Below are 15,961 nucleotides of genomic sequence, written 5' to 3' on the forward strand. Positions count from 1 at the left end.
AGGTCAAAGCGCATTTGATAACCAAAGACGCTTCGGGTGCCGGTACCTGTGCGGTCACCTTTATCGGTTCCGTTTTTGAGGATGTGAGTTAGGAGATCGTGATATTGTTTCATGTTGCTATTTTCTGAAGTGAAAAGAAAACTTTCGCTAAAATAGCAAACCACATTTATTTTCAGCTTTAGTTCGGCACTATTTTATCCCCAGGTTGTTAACCTAAGATCATTCCGGCAATTGTAGCTGAAAGTAAAGAAGCAAGGGTACCACCAATTAGGGCTTTCATCCCAAATTCTGAAAGAGTTTTTCGCTGTCCCGGTGCAAGGGAGCCTATACCTCCAATTTGGATGCCTATTGATGCAAAATTCGCAAATCCGCAGAGCATATAGGTGGCCATAATTACCGATTTCTCATAAGTAAGACTAAGCGCATTCGCAGGATTTTTGAGTTCTGCAAGTTGTACATAACCCACAAATTCACTTGCGGCAAGTTTTATTCCCAGGAGTTGCCCCATCAGCATCATATCTTCTTTAGCCACTCCAATTAACCACATTAGGGGAGCGAATATTATTCCCAGGATTGATTCGAGAGAAAAGCCTTTGTAGGGGGTGTTTTCGGCCAAAATGGAGTTTATTCCGGTGAGATTTCCTGTATAGTTAAGTACATAATTTATCATGGCGATAAAGGCGATAAAAACCAGCAGCATAGCACCAACATTAGCGGCTAGCTTAAGACCTTCAGTTGTTCCATTGGCAATAGCATCCAGAATATTTGAACCAATTTTATCTGAAGAAACCTCTACGTTTTCGTTGATGGGTTCCAGCTGCGGATAAAGGATCTTGGAAACCACGATGGCTCCCGGTGCTGCCATTACCGATGCGGCGAGCAGGTGTTTGGCAAATTGAAGTCTTAAGAGTGGATCATCGCCTCCAAGGAAACCTATGTAGGCTGCGAGTACACCTCCGGCTACAGTGGCCATTCCTCCAACCATCACCAATAGGATCTCAGATCGGGTCATACGCTCCAGGTATGCTTTAATCATTAAGGGAGCCTCGGTTTGCCCAAGAAAAATATTACCTGCAACGCTTAAACTTTCAGCGCCCGAAATGCCCATAAGTTTAGTAAGTACCCAGGCCAGACCTTTTACCACGATTTGGATTACCCCAAGATAAAAAAGAACCGAAGTTAATGCTGAAAAGAAAATAATCGTTGGCAAAACCTGAAACAGAAAGATAAATCCGAAGCTATCAACGTCCATCATTCCGCCAAGCAGAAATTCACTTCCCGCAGCGGTGAAATCAAGTATAAGTACAAAAATATTTCCAACAAATTCAAATATGCTTTGAATAAAGGGGACTTGAAGAACTCCAAAAGCAAGAAGTAGCTGGGCAGCAAGTCCCATCCCTACTGTTTTCCAGTTAATGGCTTTTCTCCTGGCGCTAAATATGAAAGCTATAAACAACAAGGCCAGCATCCCGATAGCTCCCCGAATTACGCTGTCCAGGCTTATTCCCTGGCTGGGAATCATTTCCTTGGCAACATCGGGAGGTATTATTTCGGCAGTACTTTTAAGGGCTTCAGCAAAGACAAAGTCTCTTTGGCTGTTTGAGAGCACCATAGAGGTTTCTGTAAGTGAGGAAATACGAAAATTTATGATGCTGTCATTAGGTGTATTGGAGAAAAATATCAGTAAATTATTCTGATAGATGTAGTCTCCCTCGACTATGCTCTCTTCTGAAGCCTCATCATTTATCTCAAACCGACCTTCATCGATATCCAAAACAGCTTTCGGGAAAAATAGCGAAGTTTGGGTAGAATCTATCTCAGATTGCAGTTGCCAGGTTTTTGAAATGCTTTGGGAAAAGGCTGTACTTATTCCGAAGATCATTAAAAACAGGCAGAACCAGGTCTTGTTCATAAAAAAGGGGGGATTATTTTCGTTTGGAGATTTCGTCTCTTATTCGCGCTGCTTTTTCGTAATCTTCGTTATTTACGGCTTGCGAAAGAAGGGTTTTTAATTCGTCCAGGGATAATTTTTTATAGTCGGTAGAATCTGACTTCATGCTAATATCGTCCGGAAGGACCTCTTCAGAAATTATCTCCTCCTGTTCTTTTTCCGGGGGACCAGAAGACTCATCTCCTTTAAGATAGATACCGGCTTTATCAAGAATATTCTTATAAGTAAAAATAGGTGCGTCAAACCTTAAGGCCAGAGCTATGGCATCGCTGGTACGTGCATCTATGATCTCTTCTATTTTATCACGTTCACAGATCAGGCTAGAATAGAAGACCCCATCTACCAATTTATGGATGATTACCTGTTTAACAATTATATCAAACCTATCGGCGAAATTCTTAAATAGATCATGGGTGAGGGGACGTGGAGGTTTTATTTCTTTCTCCAAAGCGATGGCGATAGACTGTGCCTCGAAAGCGCCGATGACGATTGGGAGTTTTCGCTCCCCATCTACTTCGCTCAGGATTAAGGCATATGCCCCGTTTTGGGTTTGACTATAAGAGATTCCTTTTATATTAAGGCGCACTAAACTCATATTCCAAAAGTTAAAAAAGGCTGTCTAAATAAGGACTTTGCACCAGATTTAGACAGCCCTTTTAAGGGGCACAAGTTATGAAAATTATGCGTTTTTCGCTTTAAATTCCTTCAATTTTTCATTCAGCTTAGGCACTACCTCAAATGCATCGCCTACCACACCGTAATCAGCGGCCTTAAAGAACGGGGCCTCAGGGTCATTATTGATCACTACTTTAGTTTTTGCGGCATTAACACCGGCAAGGTGTTGTATAGCTCCTGAAATTCCAACGGCGATATATAGGTTGGAGGCAACCGGCTTACCGGTTTGACCTACGTGCTCGCTGTGAGGTCTCCATCCCATATCACTAACCGGCTTGGAGCAAGCTGTTGCTGCACCAAGAATTTCGGCCATTTCTTCTATCATTCCCCAGTTTTCCGGGCCTTTTAAACCACGTCCTCCGGAAACGATAATTTCGGCATCTGCGATAGTAACCTTATCAGTTGCTTTATCTACCGATTCTACATTTACGCTGAAATCTTCTTCAGAAAGGTTCGGGCTGAATTCTTCTACAGTGGCATCAGCCTGGTTTTCTTTTAAACCAAAAGCATTCTGAGATACACCTACGATCTTAACATCGGTATTAATTTGAAGCAAGTTGAAAGCTTTGTTGGTAAAAACACTTCTTTTTACCATAAAGGGATCGCTGCTTTCAGGAAGCGCGACCACGTTTGGAGCGTAGCCTGCGTTAAGCTGGACTGCCAATAAGGGAGCGAGATATTTGCTGTTTGCGCTTTGGCTAAGCACAACCAGTTTGCTTCCTTCTTTTTCTGCGGCTTGTTTAATTGCATCTGCATAAGCTTCAGCATTAAACTTGCTTAGTTTCTCACTTTTGATGTTCAATACTTTATCAACACCATATTTGCCTAATTCAGAAGTATCTTCGGCATTAAAGGTTACGGCGGTTACACTACCACCATCTTTTGAGGCCACTTCCCGGGCATATGAGGCTACCTCTAAAGCAGCCTTTTTGAATTTTCCTTCTTCAGATTCTGTATATACTAATACTGACATAGATTATATTTTTTAGTTATTTCCGCCAGGGCGAAAATCTTATTTTTATTGCTTATCAAATCTCACCGGTTTTTAATAACGCGGAAGGTTTTTTTTAATTCCTTTAAATCGCTTTGGCTTCGTTATGAAGTAAATCGATAAGCTCATCCAGATTATCAGGGTCTACAAGTTTAACTTCTCCTTTTGGTTCAGGTTTTTCAAACTTCTTCGTTTCTGTTTGTGCTGAAGCATCTTGGGCTTCTACAACCTTAAGTGGTTTTTTACGGGCCTGCATAATGCCGCGCATATTAGGTATCTTAAGGTCTTTTTCTTCTACGATTCCTTTTTGACCCCCAATAACAAGTGGAAGTTTTGCGGTAAGGGTTTCTTTCCCGCCGTCTATTTCACGTATTGCTGTAGCAGTATCGCCTTCAACTTCAAGGCTGATACAGGTGTTTACAAAATTCGCATCCATTAGGGCTGCCATCATTCCAGGTACCATTCCTCCATTATAATCTATAGATTCACGCCCGGCTATAATAAGATCGTAATCTCCTTCCCTGGCAACTTTAGCCAGTTGATTGGCTACAAAAAAACCGTCGGTGGGAGTGGCGTCCACCCTTATAGCTGAGTCGGCGCCTATGGCAAGGGCTTTTCTCAGGGTCGGTTCGGTTTCAGCTCCACCTACATTCACGACATCTACCGTAGCGCCTTGCTTTTCTTTAAACCACATTGCACGGGTTAAACCGAACTCATCGTTAGGGTTTATTACATATTGAACTCCCGCGGTATCGAATTTTGAATCCCCGTCGGTAAAATTGATTTTTGAGGTAGTATCAGGTACGTGGCTGATACATACTAATATTTTCATATAAAAAGATGTTTTAATTAAATCGTTTTCGTTTACGAAGTTACATAATTTAAATCAAAAAAAGCTATGCATGCATAACAAATTTAAGTAAGCGTTTTTCTAAGAAAAGTAAAGAATTGTTAATAAATTAGATTGATCGCTGGTTATTTTTCCTGAAATAATTGTTTTTGTTGGGGATTCCTTTTAGAAAAATCGGCAGTAATTTTGGATTTTTCCAGCTTTTAAAAATTTGTGCCCTTAATATGGTATAAACATTCGCTAATTACTATTTTTGTTTCCTCAAGTTTTACAATTAATATTATATAATATAATGAAGACAATTCAATTTAGGGAAGCAGTTGCCGAAGCGATGAGCGAAGAAATGCGCAGAGATGAGAGCGTTTACCTGATGGGCGAGGAAGTTGCCGAATATAACGGAGCTTACAAGGCTTCCAAGGGTATGCTGGATGAGTTTGGCCCGGAACGCGTAATAGATACTCCAATAGCTGAACTTGGTTTTTCAGGAATAGCCGTAGGGTCTGCAATGAACGGGAACAGACCTATTGTTGAATATATGACCTTCAACTTCTCTTTGGTAGGGATCGACCAGATAATAAATAATGCTGCTAAAATGCGGCAGATGAGTGGTGGGCAGTTTAATATTCCTATTGTATTTCGGGGACCAACTGGTTCTGCAGGACAATTGGGGGCTACACACTCTCAGGCCTTTGAAAGCTGGTATGCCAATACCCCTGGTTTAAAAGTGATTGTGCCTTCTAATCCATATGATGCTAAAGGACTTTTAAAAGCAGCCATTAGAGATGACGATCCTGTTATCTTTATGGAAAGTGAGCAAATGTATGGGGATAAAGGTGAGGTTCCTGAAGAAGAGTATACTATAGAGATAGGGAAAGCAGATATTAAACGTGAAGGAAAGGACGTAACTATCGTTTCTTTCGGGAAAATCATAAAGGAAGCTTACAAGGCTGCCGATGAACTTGAAAAGGATGATATCTCCTGTGAAATCATCGATCTCAGAACGGTTCGTCCCATGGATCACGATACTATTATAGAATCGGTTAAGAAAACCAACCGTTTGGTGATTCTTGAAGAGTCATGGCCTTTTGGTAGTGTGGCTACCGAAATCACCTATCAGGTCCAGGAAAAAGCATTCGATTTCCTTGATGCACCAATTGTAAAGATCAATACTGCCGATACCCCGGCCCCTTATTCCCCTGTTCTTTTAAAAGAATGGTTGCCCAATAGTGGCGATGTGGTAAAGGCCGTTAAAAAGGTAATGTATATAGACTAACAGGGAGAAAATCTCTGGAATTAAGCTTCATCTTAAAAAGGTGAAGCTTTTTTTATAGATGGAATTGAGCTATCTATTTTTGCTTTGATATAATTCCTTCAGAATTATTTTTAAAATCACACCGGGATTAAGTCTCCAGGAAGTATTATGAAATTTTTGCCTATTTTAGGTTGACTATCGGAGGGATATACTATGGTTTTCAGTTTTTATTGGGAGCAATTAAGCTGAAATTTACCTATATTTGCCGCCCTTAAATAAGAAAATAATAGAGAAATGTCTGAGACTTTTGATGTAATGATAGAGATCCCGAAAGGGAGCCGAAATAAATATGAATACGATTTTAAACTGAAGCGTGTTCGATACGACAGGATGATTTTTTCTTCTATGATGTATCCGGCCGATTATGGATTCATTCCCAATACTCTTGCCCTTGATGATGATCCGCTGGATGTTTTGGTGCTGGTGGCAGAACCTACCTTTCCCGGAATTGTGATGGAAGTGAAACCAATTGGGGTTTTCCATATGGCCGATGAAAAGGGACCGGATGAAAAGATTATTTGTGTACCGGTTTCAGATCCTATCTGGAACAGAATGAACGATCTAAAAGATTTAAATGGGCATCTTATTATGGAGATTGAGCATTTCTTTAAAGTTTATAAAGATCTTGAAAAGAAAAAAGTTGACGTTGATGGATGGGGAGATGCCAGTGAGGCCCGTGAAATTATTAAACAATGTGTTAAGAGGTTTGAAGAATACGATGGGGATAAAAACCGCTTCGGGATATAGCAAAAACTGACCGTCATCATTGAATATTAAAAAGCAATAACCTTAAAAAGTTATTGCTTTTTTAATTATCCTCAATTTACTACTTTAGCCGCATTAACTTAAACTTAACAGATTAATATGGAATCAATGATGATTTGGATGCCTGCTATATTGGCAATAATAGGGCTTATTTATATGGGCATAAAAAGATCCTGGGTTTTAAAGCAGGATTCTGGGGACGGCAAAATGAAAGAAATTTCCTCACATATTTATGAGGGAGCCCTCGCCTTTTTAAATGCAGAATATAAATTACTCAGCATATTCGTAGTGGGTGCCAGTATTGCTCTGGCAGGGATTGCGTATGTGGTGCCAACCACACATTACCTAATCGTAGTGGCCTTTATCTTTGGGGCCTTTTTTTCGGCCCTTGCCGGAAATATGGGAATGAAGATTGCCACCAAAACCAATGTTCGTACCACCCAGGCAGCGAGAACAAGTTTGCCTAAAGCATTGAAAATATCTTTTGGCGGCGGTACAGTTATGGGACTGGGCGTGGCAGGACTGGCAGTACTTGGTCTAACGACTTTCTTTATTATTTTCTTCCATTATTTTATGGGTGGGCAATGGACTGATACCTCACAAATGACCATTGTACTGGAAACCCTTGCCGGATTCTCCTTAGGAGCTGAATCTATTGCTCTCTTTGCCCGTGTTGGTGGAGGAATCTATACCAAAGCAGCCGATGTTGGTGCAGATTTGGTTGGAAAGGTGGAAGCCGGAATCCCTGAAGATGATCCTCGTAACCCGGCAACCATAGCCGATAACGTAGGAGATAATGTAGGAGATGTAGCAGGAATGGGTGCCGACCTCTTCGGAAGTTATGTAGCTACGGTTCTTGCTGCTATGGTACTCGGAAACTATATTATTGAAGATATGGGCGGAAACATCGTAGATTCAGGCTTTGGCGGAATCGGTCCTATCCTATTGCCAATGGCCATAGCCGGGGTTGGGATTATTATGTCTATAATAGGAACTATGCTTGTTAAGGTCACCAGTAACAGTGCTAAAGAAGCTGAAGTGCAGAAAGCCCTAAATATTGGGAACTGGGTATCTATTATTCTGGTGGCTATTGCTACTTTCTTCCTGGTAACCTGGATGTTGCCTTCAGATACGCTTACGATGGGCTTCTTTGTGGGAGGTGCTGAAGGATTTGAATATAAAAGTATAGATGCCATCAGGGTATTTTATGCTTCTCTTGTAGGTATTGTTGTTGGAGGAGTGATTTCGGCAGTAACCGAATATTATACCGGTCTTGGTAAGAAACCTGTGCTTTCTATTGTACAGAATTCAAGCACTGGAGCCGGAACCAACATCATCGCCGGACTGGCCACCGGGATGATCTCAACTTTTCTATCTGTTTTGTTATTTGCTATCGCCATCTGGGCCTCTTATGCTTTTGCAGGATTCTACGGAGTTGCTTTGGCGGCATCAGCGATGATGGCGACTACGGCCATGCAGCTTGCTATTGACGCCTTTGGGCCTATTGCCGATAACGCAGGAGGAATTGCAGAGATGAGTGAACTTCCTCCTGAAGTACGGGAGCGAACAGATATTCTTGATTCAGTAGGGAACACAACCGCGGCCACCGGAAAAGGTTTTGCGATTGCTTCTGCAGCGCTAACTTCCCTGGCACTTTTTGCCGCATACGTAACCTTTACAGGAATTGATGGGATTAATATCTTTAAGGCTCCGGTTCTGGCTATGTTGTTCATTGGTGGAATGGTGCCGGTTGTTTTTTCAGCCCTCGCAATGAAATCGGTAGGTAAGGCTGCAATGAAAATGGTGCAGGAAGTACGTAGGCAGTTTAAGGATATTCCCGGGATTATGGAAGGTACAGGAAAACCTGAATATGATAAATGTGTTGCTATTTCAACCCAGGCGGCCTTAAAAGAAATGTTGTTGCCGGGAGTAATAACGATCGGGTTCCCAATTGTGATTGTACTTGTTCCTATGATTTTTGGTTATGATAACCTTCTTATTGCTGAAATGTTGGGAGGATATATGGCCGGAGTAACAGTTAGTGGTGTGCTTTGGGCGATTTTCCAAAACAATGCCGGTGGTGCGTGGGATAATGCTAAGAAATCTTTTGAAGCCGGGGTGATGATCAACGGGGAGATGACTTATAAAGGCTCTGAAGCTCATAAAGCCGCAGTTACCGGTGATACCGTTGGAGATCCGTTTAAAGATACCTCAGGACCCTCTATGAATATCCTTATTAAACTTACCTGTTTGATTGGATTGGTAATGGCACCAATTTTGGGAGGTCATACCGAAGAGGAAGTTCCTAATAACCCTGAAGAAACTCCGCAGGTAGGGGAGGTTTCTCACACAGATGTTTTTGAAGTTATTATAAAATAGGTGTAGAAGAACTTTTTAGTTTTTAAAACTTAAATAAAAAAGCCCGTTTGAAGTCTCTCTTTAAACGGGCTTTTTATTGGCTAATTCAAACTTGTACATGGTCTGGTTTTTAGACTTAAAACAAGTTTTGTAAAAATTTCTCATAGAGTTCTGGTATTTAATTAGTTCCTTTTAAAGTTAAACATTACTGAGCTGTAAATTAGTTAAATAGCTTATAAACTATTTGGCGTTGGATAACTTAAAACCGGGCCTTTGGAGGGTTCTTTTAACACTTTTACAACTATATTGCTCTATTCTAAGCCTTAATTTTAATGTCTAAGCATTAAAAAAATGAGGTCAATTTGGAATGGTTCAATAAGTTTCGGGCTGGTGTCTATCCCGGTAAAACTTTATTCAGGTTCAGAAGACCGGCGCATCGATCTTGATATGCTCGACAGGCATGATAATGCCCGAATCAGGTATAAAAGGGTTAACGAAGAAACCGGAAAGGAAGTTGAATGGAAGGATATTGTAAAAGGTTTTAAAAAGGACGATGCCTACGTGGTCCTGGAGAAAGAAGATTTTGACAATGCTAATTTAAAAAAGAGTAAAACCATAGATATTGAGGAATTTATCGGGGAGGATGAGGTGGCCGAAGTTCTTTACAAAAAGCCTTATTTTCTTGAGCCACAAAAAGAAGGAGGTAAATCCTATAATTTACTTAGAGATGCCCTAAAAAAAACCGAAAAACTGGGCGTTGCTACTTTTGTAATGAGGCAGAAAGAACATTTGGCCCTTGTTGGAGTTTATAAGAAGGCGTTGGTTTTACATGTAATAAGATTTTCTGATGAGATTAGGGATACCGAAGATCTTAAATTGCCGAAAACCAAGGTGACAAAAAAAGAAGTGGATATGGCTATTTCCCTTATTAAGCAGCACACCACCAAATTTAAACTCGATAAATATAAAGACGTTTATAACGACCAGTTAATGAAGATAATTAAATCTAAAAGTGCCGGTAAAAAGATCAAGACTGAAGACCTTGACACAAAGCCCACTCCTGCCAAAGATCTAATGGCGCAGTTAAAAGCAAGCCTTGAGAAGAAGAAAAAAGCCTCTTAGAAAATGGGCCTTGAAGATTATAAGAAAAAAAGAAATTTTAAGGATACTCCGGAACCCGGGGCCGATTACAGCGATGAGAACCGTGGAAGGTTCGTTATTCAAAGACATCAGGCTTCCAGGTTACATTATGACCTTAGACTGGAGATGGAAGGTGTCCTAAAGAGCTGGGCGGTTCCCAAAGGCCCATCTATGAACCCTAAGGATAAACGCCTTGCCATTCAAACTGAAGACCATCCCGTAAAATATCTGGATTTTGAAGGCACAATTCCTAAAGGGAATTACGGGGCTGGGGTGATGAAGATCTGGGATAAAGGAACTTTTCGAGCTGCAGAAGGAACTGCTGATAATCTACTGGAACAATTGGAAGATGGAAATTTAAAAATCAATTTTAAGGGCCAGAAAATAAGAGGTGAATTTGCGCTGGTACACACCAGCAGGGGAGAAAAACAGAATCATTGGTTACTAATAAAGAAGAAAGACGACTTTGCAACCGATCTGGATTATGATGCTGAAATCTTCGCGAAGAAAGAAAAACCTGTTTCCAAAAAAGAGCCTGCACAAATTAAAAAAATAGACCCGGAGGATTTTTTAAAACCTATGCTGGCCACCGCAACTAAAAAGATTTTCAATAGCCCAGATTGGATCTATGAGTTAAAATGGGATGGTTATAGAGTAGTAGCCAATATTTTGAATGGCGAGGTTAACCTATATTCCCGTAATGGAATTTCCTTCAATAAGAAATTTCCTAAACTTAGAAAAGAACTGGAGCATATTCCTCACGACCTTATCCTGGACGGGGAAGTTGTGATTCTGGATGAGGATGGTGTTCCCGATTTTCAGGCTTTACAAAACTACAATAGTAAGAGTAAGGGAGAATTGAGATATTATGTTTTTGATATGCTTTATCTCAACGATCATTCTATGCTGGATTTACCCCTGCTGGAGCGAAAGAGTCTGCTTCCTGATGTGTTGGAAGATCTTGAGGCGATAGTCTACTGTGATCATATCCAGGGGATGGGTAATGCATTTTATAAAAAAGCAATCGACGCAGGAATGGAAGGGGTAATTGCTAAAAAGGCTGATTCTACTTATTCTCCAGGCTATCGCAGTGAAAGTTGGTTAAAGATAAAGGCGGTTAAAACCCGGGAAGCTCTTATTTGTGGCTATACAGACTCAGAGGAATCTGTTTTTGGTTCTCTTATTCTGGGAACTTTTAAGAATGGAGAATTGAGTTATATTGGGAATTGCGGCACGGGCTTCAGCAATGAAGAACAGAAAGACCTGTTGAAAAAGTTTAAAAGATACAAAACAAAGGAAAGTCCTTTTCCTAAGAAAATAAACCTGAAAGGTAGAAAACCTATATGGATGCAACCCGAACTTATTTGTGAGGTGAAATATTCTGAAATGACCAAAAACGGATTTTTGAGGCATTCCGTCTTTAAAGGCCTAAGGGAGGACAAGGAACCTGAGGAAATCACCCGGGAAAGGCAAACTGAAACTCCAAAAAAGAAAGGGAAATCCGGAAAATCAAAAGCTTCCCTGGATGTGGGTGGTTTTTCGGTAGATTTCACCAATCTTGACAAAGTTTATTGGCCCAATTCCGGTATTCGAAAATATGATCTTATAGATTATTATATCAAGGTAGCTGATAATATGTTGCCATATTTAAAGGATCGTCCTCAAAATCTACACCGGCATCCTAATGGCATCACAAAACAGGGCTTCTATCAAAAAGACACCGAAGGCCAGATGCCCGAATGGATAGAGCGTGTTGATATATATTCAGAATCTGCTGAAAAAAACATAGAATATATGCTTTGCCAGAATGAAGCGACCTTGCTTTATATGGCCAATCTGGGATGTATTGAAATAAACCCCTGGAACTCGCGGAAAGATGATCTTGACCATCCCGATTATACGGTTATAGATCTGGACCCATCAGATAAAAATACTTTTGAAGAAGTTATCGAAGTGGCACAGGCTGCAAAGGAGGTTTTGGAACTCGCTAAGATCGATGGATATTGTAAAACTTCGGGTTCCAGTGGTTTGCATATTTATATTCCGCTGGAAGCAAAGTATACTTATGATGAGGCCCGGGATTTCACGAAGTTGCTCTGCTATTTCATTCAGGAGAAATTACCTGAACTCACTAGCTTGGAGCGGGCGGTAAAAAGCCGAAAAGGAAAGATATACCTGGATTATCTTCAGAATAGGAGAGGGCAAACCCTTGCAGCACCATATTGTGTGAGACCTAAAGCCGGGGCACCGGTCTCGGCACCGTTGGATTGGGAAGAAGTGAAACCAGGCCTGGAGATTCAGGATTTTACTATTGAAACTATGCCCGCTCGCCTCAAAGAAAAAAAAGACAGTTTTATAAAAGTCCTGAAAAAAGGAATTTCTATAGAAAATGCAATCCGGCGCCTGGAGAATTCCTAAAATTTAATTAAAGCCTGTTACAGGCAAAGTTAGAAGTTATATCTTGGAATAAACCCATGCATTAATGAAGAAACGAATAAGGAAACTTGCCGGAAGATATAAAATTTTAGACCAGATCCTTATTACAATATACCGAAGTTATGGTACGCATTCTCACCTTTATATCCTTGGAAGGGTGTTGGATAATGATGCATTAAAAATCGCTAAAGATCCATCTTTTTTTAAGACCATAAAAAACACCTGGAAACAGTTTGATACTTTTGAGATTCCCGATGCAGAGGTAGAGTTAGTGTTGCCCGGCAAAATTGTTGCAACCACGAAATCCGATCCTGAAGGTTACTTTCTTTTTGACGATGTTCTTGACCAGAACCTCGCTGAACATGCAGATGAAGAAGGCTGGGTGGGTTTTAAGCTTTTTTACCGCGGCCCGTTAGGGAAAAAAACAGAAGTACAGGAAGAACCTTTTACCGGAAGCTTTCTTATTCCTGATCCGGAAGCCGAATTTGGTGTGATTAGCGATATAGATGATACCATTCTCCATACGGGTGTTACCTCCTTCTTAAAATGGCGCTTGTTAAAAAATAGTTTATTGACCAATGCTTACCAAAGAATCCCGTTAAAAGGAGCTCCGGATCTTTACAAGAAGCTGCACCTGGGGGTTTCAGGGAAAAATAATAATCCTATGTTTTATTTAAGTAACAGTCCCTGGAATCTATATGAATATCTGAAACTCTTTTTAGATTATAACCAATTTCCGAAGGGGCCAATCCTGCTTCGGAATTTCAGAACTCCCTTTGATCGCAGCCTGAAACCAGAAAAACCCCATAAACAAAAAGAGATCGCAAATATCCTGAAAACCTATCCTGGTCTTAATTTTATTCTTATCGGCGATAGTGGGGAGCATGATGCTTCTATTTATACCGAAATTGCTGCTCAATACCCCAATCGAATACTGGCGATTTACCTGAGAAGCGTGAAACACCGGAAACAGATGCAGCGGGTAAAGAGCATTATAGATAATTTTGAAACTACTCCCGTTTTAATGGTAGAATCTTCAGAACAGGCAGTAAAACACGCCCGGGAAAAGGGCTTTATTAAATAGAACCCCAGAAAAACTTTATTTTAATCGTCTATACCTGCGCCAACAGCTGTTCGTTGTGATTTCCCGGTTTTTCTGGGCATTGTCCCAAAGATATGATCCCATAAAGGAGAGGACACCCCAAAAGCTCTGTCGGGTTCGCGGTAATGATGAATGCTATGATGGTGCCATAAGGTTTTTAAAAAGTTATTAGGGACCTTAAAGGCGTGAACAGAATAATGCACGGCAAGATATCCCGCATAACCAATTAAAAACCCTGCAAGAAAACCGAAAACATAATCACCAAGGACCGCCCGGTATATAATAAAAAGTACTGTAGCAATAATCAAACTAAGTACCGGCGGCATAGCAAGGCGGGATTTATCTTTAGGATAGTCGTGATGTACTCCGTGCATGGTATACGAGATTTTTTGCTTCCTTGGGGTAGTTGCAGGAATATGATAAAGATATCTATGCATTAAATACTCTACCAGGGTAAAGAAAAACATACCCGATGCAAACAAAAGGATTATTAATGGAGCTTGAAAACCTTTTTCTACAATTCCGTAGTAAACCAAAACCGCAGCGATCACTCCAAAAATAATCAGTGGGAGCGAAATGTGGGTATGGGTTAATTTCTCCAGGATTGGATTGTTGAATAATTTAGGAGAACCCTTATGCTTTGGTCTTTTAAGTTTAGTAGATTCCATCATTTTGATTTTTAAAATAAACCATGCAATTCTCCGTCAATCCGGTTTATTATATTTCCAAGATCTTCAGGATTATCTACAAAGTTAATATTGTCAACATCAATAATAAGCAGATTCCCTTTGTTGTAATTGTGTACCCAGGCCTCGTAACGTTCATTTAGTCTGCTTAAGTAGTCAATCGAAATTGAATTTTCATAATCACGTCCGCGTTTGTGTATTTGGTTTACAAGGTTAGGTATACTGCTTCGCAAATAAATCAAGAGATCTGGCCCTTGTACTACACTTTCCATCAAATCAAATAAAGACCTGTAATTCTCAAAGTCACGGTTGGTCATAAGACCCATAGCGTGCAAATTTGGAGCAAAAATATGGGCATCTTCATAAATGGTACGATCCTGAATGATTTTTTCCCCACTTTCCCGAATCTGAAGAATTTGTCTAAACCTGCTGTTTAAGAAATATATCTGCAGGTTAAAAGACCAGCGTTCCATAGTATTATAGAAATCCTCTAGATAAGGATTTTCCAGAACGTCCTCAAAATGAGCTTCCCAATTATAATGTTTTGCTAAAAGTTTTGTGAGGGTGGTTTTTCCTGCCCCAATATTTCCTGCAATAGCTACATGCATAAGTTAAAATTTTACTCGCTGGTTAGATTTGGTAATTAATGGTGTAAAGATAAAAGATTTGATCAACACCCAATTTTTGGGTTTGTCAATTTATTTATAAAATTTAAAATTAGGGGTAGGAGACTTATTTATTTCCCTGGAATTCATTAAATTAAAGAGTAAATTTTTTTCTAAAGTTTAAAAGATGAGAAACCTGTTATTTTTTCCAATTTTGAGCTTTCTCTTCATGGGGCAGATAAAAGCACAGGAAGAGGAATGGACTACTATGTTGCGTGCCGGAAGTCGTTTTGATTTAGAGGAAACCTATACCCATCTTAAAAACCGACTCGTAGAAAATTCAGAAATCAAAATTTTTGCTGAAATTGATCACTCAAAAAATGCCAGGGAAGTGGGGCTGGAATTAGAGCCTGCCAGGGTTATTATCTTTGGCAATGCCAAAGCTGGAACTCCATTAATGCAGGATAGACAGCTAGTTGGTCTCGATCTTCCGCTAAAAATCCTGGTTGGGGAAGATGAAAAAGGAAAGGTATTACTGGTTTATAGCGCCGTGGATTACCTAAAAATGCGGCATGCGCTAAACTCAGATAAGGTCTTAAATAATATAAAAAAGAGCCTGAAGAAAATAGTTGACGATGTTACCGGCCGAAATCCAAAAAGGATGGATAAATATAAGATTCGATATAATGAGGGGATTGAAAGCATTAAGAGCAAACTTAATTTTAAAGAAACCTTGTCCCGACTTAAAAAGGAAATCACTGCAATGAATGAGGTAAGTCTTTTTGCTGAAATCGATCACACTAAGAACGCCGAAGAACTGGGAATGAGGTTAAGACCTACCACACTTCTGGTTTTTGGTAACCCCAAAGTGGGGACAATCCTAATACAGGAGGCCAGGCATTCTGCCCTGGAATTACCTGTAAAAATGCTTGTATGGCAGGATGAGAACGGAGCAGTAAGAATTTCCTATAATTCTTCTCAATTCTTGGCCAGACGCTTCGGAATAGATGAGGACCTGAAAGCCCTTGATGTTTTAAATAAGGCTAAGAGAGGTTTGGCTCAGAAGGCAGCTGGGTATACTTTCGAATAA

The 15,961-nt window shown here is 40.3% G+C and carries 14 protein-coding genes; 7 read left to right on the forward strand and 7 right to left on the reverse strand.

Going from position 1 to position 15,961, the window contains the following annotated elements; genetic code table 11:
- The 5 genes from VIM94_RS07200 to VIM94_RS07220 all read right to left on the reverse strand — a co-directional run.
- Window positions 1–113 (reverse strand): thymidylate synthase (locus VIM94_RS07200; protein ID WP_332038653.1); only part of this gene is annotated, 113 nt, incomplete at its 3' end.
- 95 nt (window positions 114–208) lie between these two features.
- The gene (locus VIM94_RS07205) at window positions 209–1,912 is read right to left on the reverse strand and encodes a NupC/NupG family nucleoside CNT transporter (RefSeq protein ID WP_332038614.1); all 1,704 of its coding nucleotides are present in this window, start codon (window positions 1,910–1,912) and stop codon (window positions 209–211) included.
- A 13-nt stretch (window positions 1,913–1,925) separates the two neighbouring features.
- A complete protein-coding gene (locus VIM94_RS07210) occupies window positions 1,926–2,546 on the reverse strand; it encodes a bifunctional nuclease family protein (RefSeq protein WP_332038615.1) in 621 nt (206 codons plus the stop codon).
- A gap of 84 nt (window positions 2,547–2,630) precedes the next feature.
- Window positions 2,631–3,599 carry an electron transfer flavoprotein subunit alpha/FixB family protein gene (locus VIM94_RS07215; protein ID WP_332038616.1) on the reverse strand — a complete coding sequence of 323 codons (969 nt, stop codon included), beginning with the start codon at window positions 3,597–3,599 and terminating at the stop codon, window positions 2,631–2,633.
- 103 nt (window positions 3,600–3,702) lie between these two features.
- On the reverse strand, window positions 3,703–4,449 hold the full coding sequence (locus VIM94_RS07220) for an electron transfer flavoprotein subunit beta/FixA family protein (protein WP_332038617.1): 747 nt from the start codon (window positions 4,447–4,449) through the stop codon (window positions 3,703–3,705).
- 310 nt (window positions 4,450–4,759) lie between these two features.
- On the opposite strand from VIM94_RS07220, the gene VIM94_RS07225 reads away from it, so the two are divergent.
- The 6 genes from VIM94_RS07225 (at window position 4,760) to VIM94_RS07250 (ending at window position 13,562) form a co-directional block, all read left to right on the forward strand.
- Window positions 4,760–5,740: a pyruvate dehydrogenase complex E1 component subunit beta gene (locus VIM94_RS07225; RefSeq protein WP_332038618.1), complete on the forward strand. Its 981-nt coding sequence runs from the start codon at window positions 4,760–4,762 to the stop codon at window positions 5,738–5,740.
- Window positions 5,741–6,013: 273 nt separating this feature from the next.
- Window positions 6,014–6,526 (forward strand): inorganic diphosphatase, encoded by a 513-nt coding sequence (locus VIM94_RS07230; RefSeq protein ID WP_332038619.1) that lies wholly within the window; start codon window positions 6,014–6,016, stop codon window positions 6,524–6,526.
- Window positions 6,527–6,643: 117 nt separating this feature from the next.
- Window positions 6,644–8,923, forward strand: a complete 2,280-nt coding sequence (locus VIM94_RS07235) for a sodium-translocating pyrophosphatase (RefSeq protein WP_332038620.1) — start codon at window positions 6,644–6,646, stop codon at window positions 8,921–8,923.
- A gap of 330 nt (window positions 8,924–9,253) precedes the next feature.
- Window positions 9,254–10,024, forward strand: a complete 771-nt coding sequence (locus tag VIM94_RS07240) for a Ku protein (protein ID WP_332038621.1) — start codon at window positions 9,254–9,256, stop codon at window positions 10,022–10,024.
- A gap of 3 nt (window positions 10,025–10,027) precedes the next feature.
- Window positions 10,028–12,460, forward strand: coding sequence for a DNA ligase D (ligD, locus tag VIM94_RS07245; protein ID WP_332038622.1), 2,433 nt, complete (start codon window positions 10,028–10,030; stop codon window positions 12,458–12,460).
- A 64-nt stretch (window positions 12,461–12,524) separates the two neighbouring features.
- Window positions 12,525–13,562 carry an App1 family protein gene (locus VIM94_RS07250; protein ID WP_332038623.1) on the forward strand — a complete coding sequence of 346 codons (1,038 nt, stop codon included), beginning with the start codon at window positions 12,525–12,527 and terminating at the stop codon, window positions 13,560–13,562.
- Between the two features lie 20 nt (window positions 13,563–13,582).
- Here the strand turns inward: VIM94_RS07250 and VIM94_RS07255 are convergent, their stop codons facing one another.
- Window positions 13,583–14,248 (reverse strand): sterol desaturase family protein, encoded by a 666-nt coding sequence (locus VIM94_RS07255; RefSeq protein WP_332038624.1) that lies wholly within the window; start codon window positions 14,246–14,248, stop codon window positions 13,583–13,585.
- 11 nt (window positions 14,249–14,259) lie between these two features.
- Window positions 14,260–14,874, reverse strand: coding sequence for a deoxynucleoside kinase (locus tag VIM94_RS07260; RefSeq protein ID WP_093406704.1), 615 nt, complete (start codon window positions 14,872–14,874; stop codon window positions 14,260–14,262).
- 184 nt (window positions 14,875–15,058) lie between these two features.
- Between VIM94_RS07260 and VIM94_RS07265 the strand changes: the two genes are divergently transcribed.
- Complete coding sequence (locus tag VIM94_RS07265) at window positions 15,059–15,961, forward strand: DUF302 domain-containing protein (RefSeq protein WP_332038625.1); 903 nt, start codon at window positions 15,059–15,061, stop codon at window positions 15,959–15,961.

Origin of the sequence: Salegentibacter sp. (assembly GCF_036568425.1) — a bacterium.
Classification (GTDB): domain Bacteria; phylum Bacteroidota; class Bacteroidia; order Flavobacteriales; family Flavobacteriaceae; genus Salegentibacter.

Coding starts and splice junctions, on each gene's coding strand:
- VIM94_RS07265 (WP_332038625.1), top strand. CDS start 15,059: ATGAGAAACCTGTTATTTTTTCCAATTTTGAGCTTTCTCTTCATGGGG.
- VIM94_RS07240 (WP_332038621.1), top strand. CDS start 9,254: ATGAGGTCAATTTGGAATGGTTCAATAAGTTTCGGGCTGGTGTCTATC.
- ligD (WP_332038622.1), top strand. CDS start 10,028: ATGGGCCTTGAAGATTATAAGAAAAAAAGAAATTTTAAGGATACTCCG.
- VIM94_RS07210 (WP_332038615.1), bottom strand. CDS start 2,546: ATGAGTTTAGTGCGCCTTAATATAAAAGGAATCTCTTATAGTCAAACC.
- VIM94_RS07215 (WP_332038616.1), bottom strand. CDS start 3,599: ATGTCAGTATTAGTATATACAGAATCTGAAGAAGGAAAATTCAAAAAG.
- VIM94_RS07230 (WP_332038619.1), top strand. CDS start 6,014: ATGTCTGAGACTTTTGATGTAATGATAGAGATCCCGAAAGGGAGCCGA.
- VIM94_RS07205 (WP_332038614.1), bottom strand. CDS start 1,912: ATGAACAAGACCTGGTTCTGCCTGTTTTTAATGATCTTCGGAATAAGT.
- VIM94_RS07225 (WP_332038618.1), top strand. CDS start 4,760: ATGAAGACAATTCAATTTAGGGAAGCAGTTGCCGAAGCGATGAGCGAA.
- VIM94_RS07250 (WP_332038623.1), top strand. CDS start 12,525: ATGAAGAAACGAATAAGGAAACTTGCCGGAAGATATAAAATTTTAGAC.
- VIM94_RS07260 (WP_093406704.1), bottom strand. CDS start 14,874: ATGCATGTAGCTATTGCAGGAAATATTGGGGCAGGAAAAACCACCCTC.
- VIM94_RS07220 (WP_332038617.1), bottom strand. CDS start 4,449: ATGAAAATATTAGTATGTATCAGCCACGTACCTGATACTACCTCAAAA.
- VIM94_RS07255 (WP_332038624.1), bottom strand. CDS start 14,248: ATGGAATCTACTAAACTTAAAAGACCAAAGCATAAGGGTTCTCCTAAA.
- VIM94_RS07235 (WP_332038620.1), top strand. CDS start 6,644: ATGGAATCAATGATGATTTGGATGCCTGCTATATTGGCAATAATAGGG.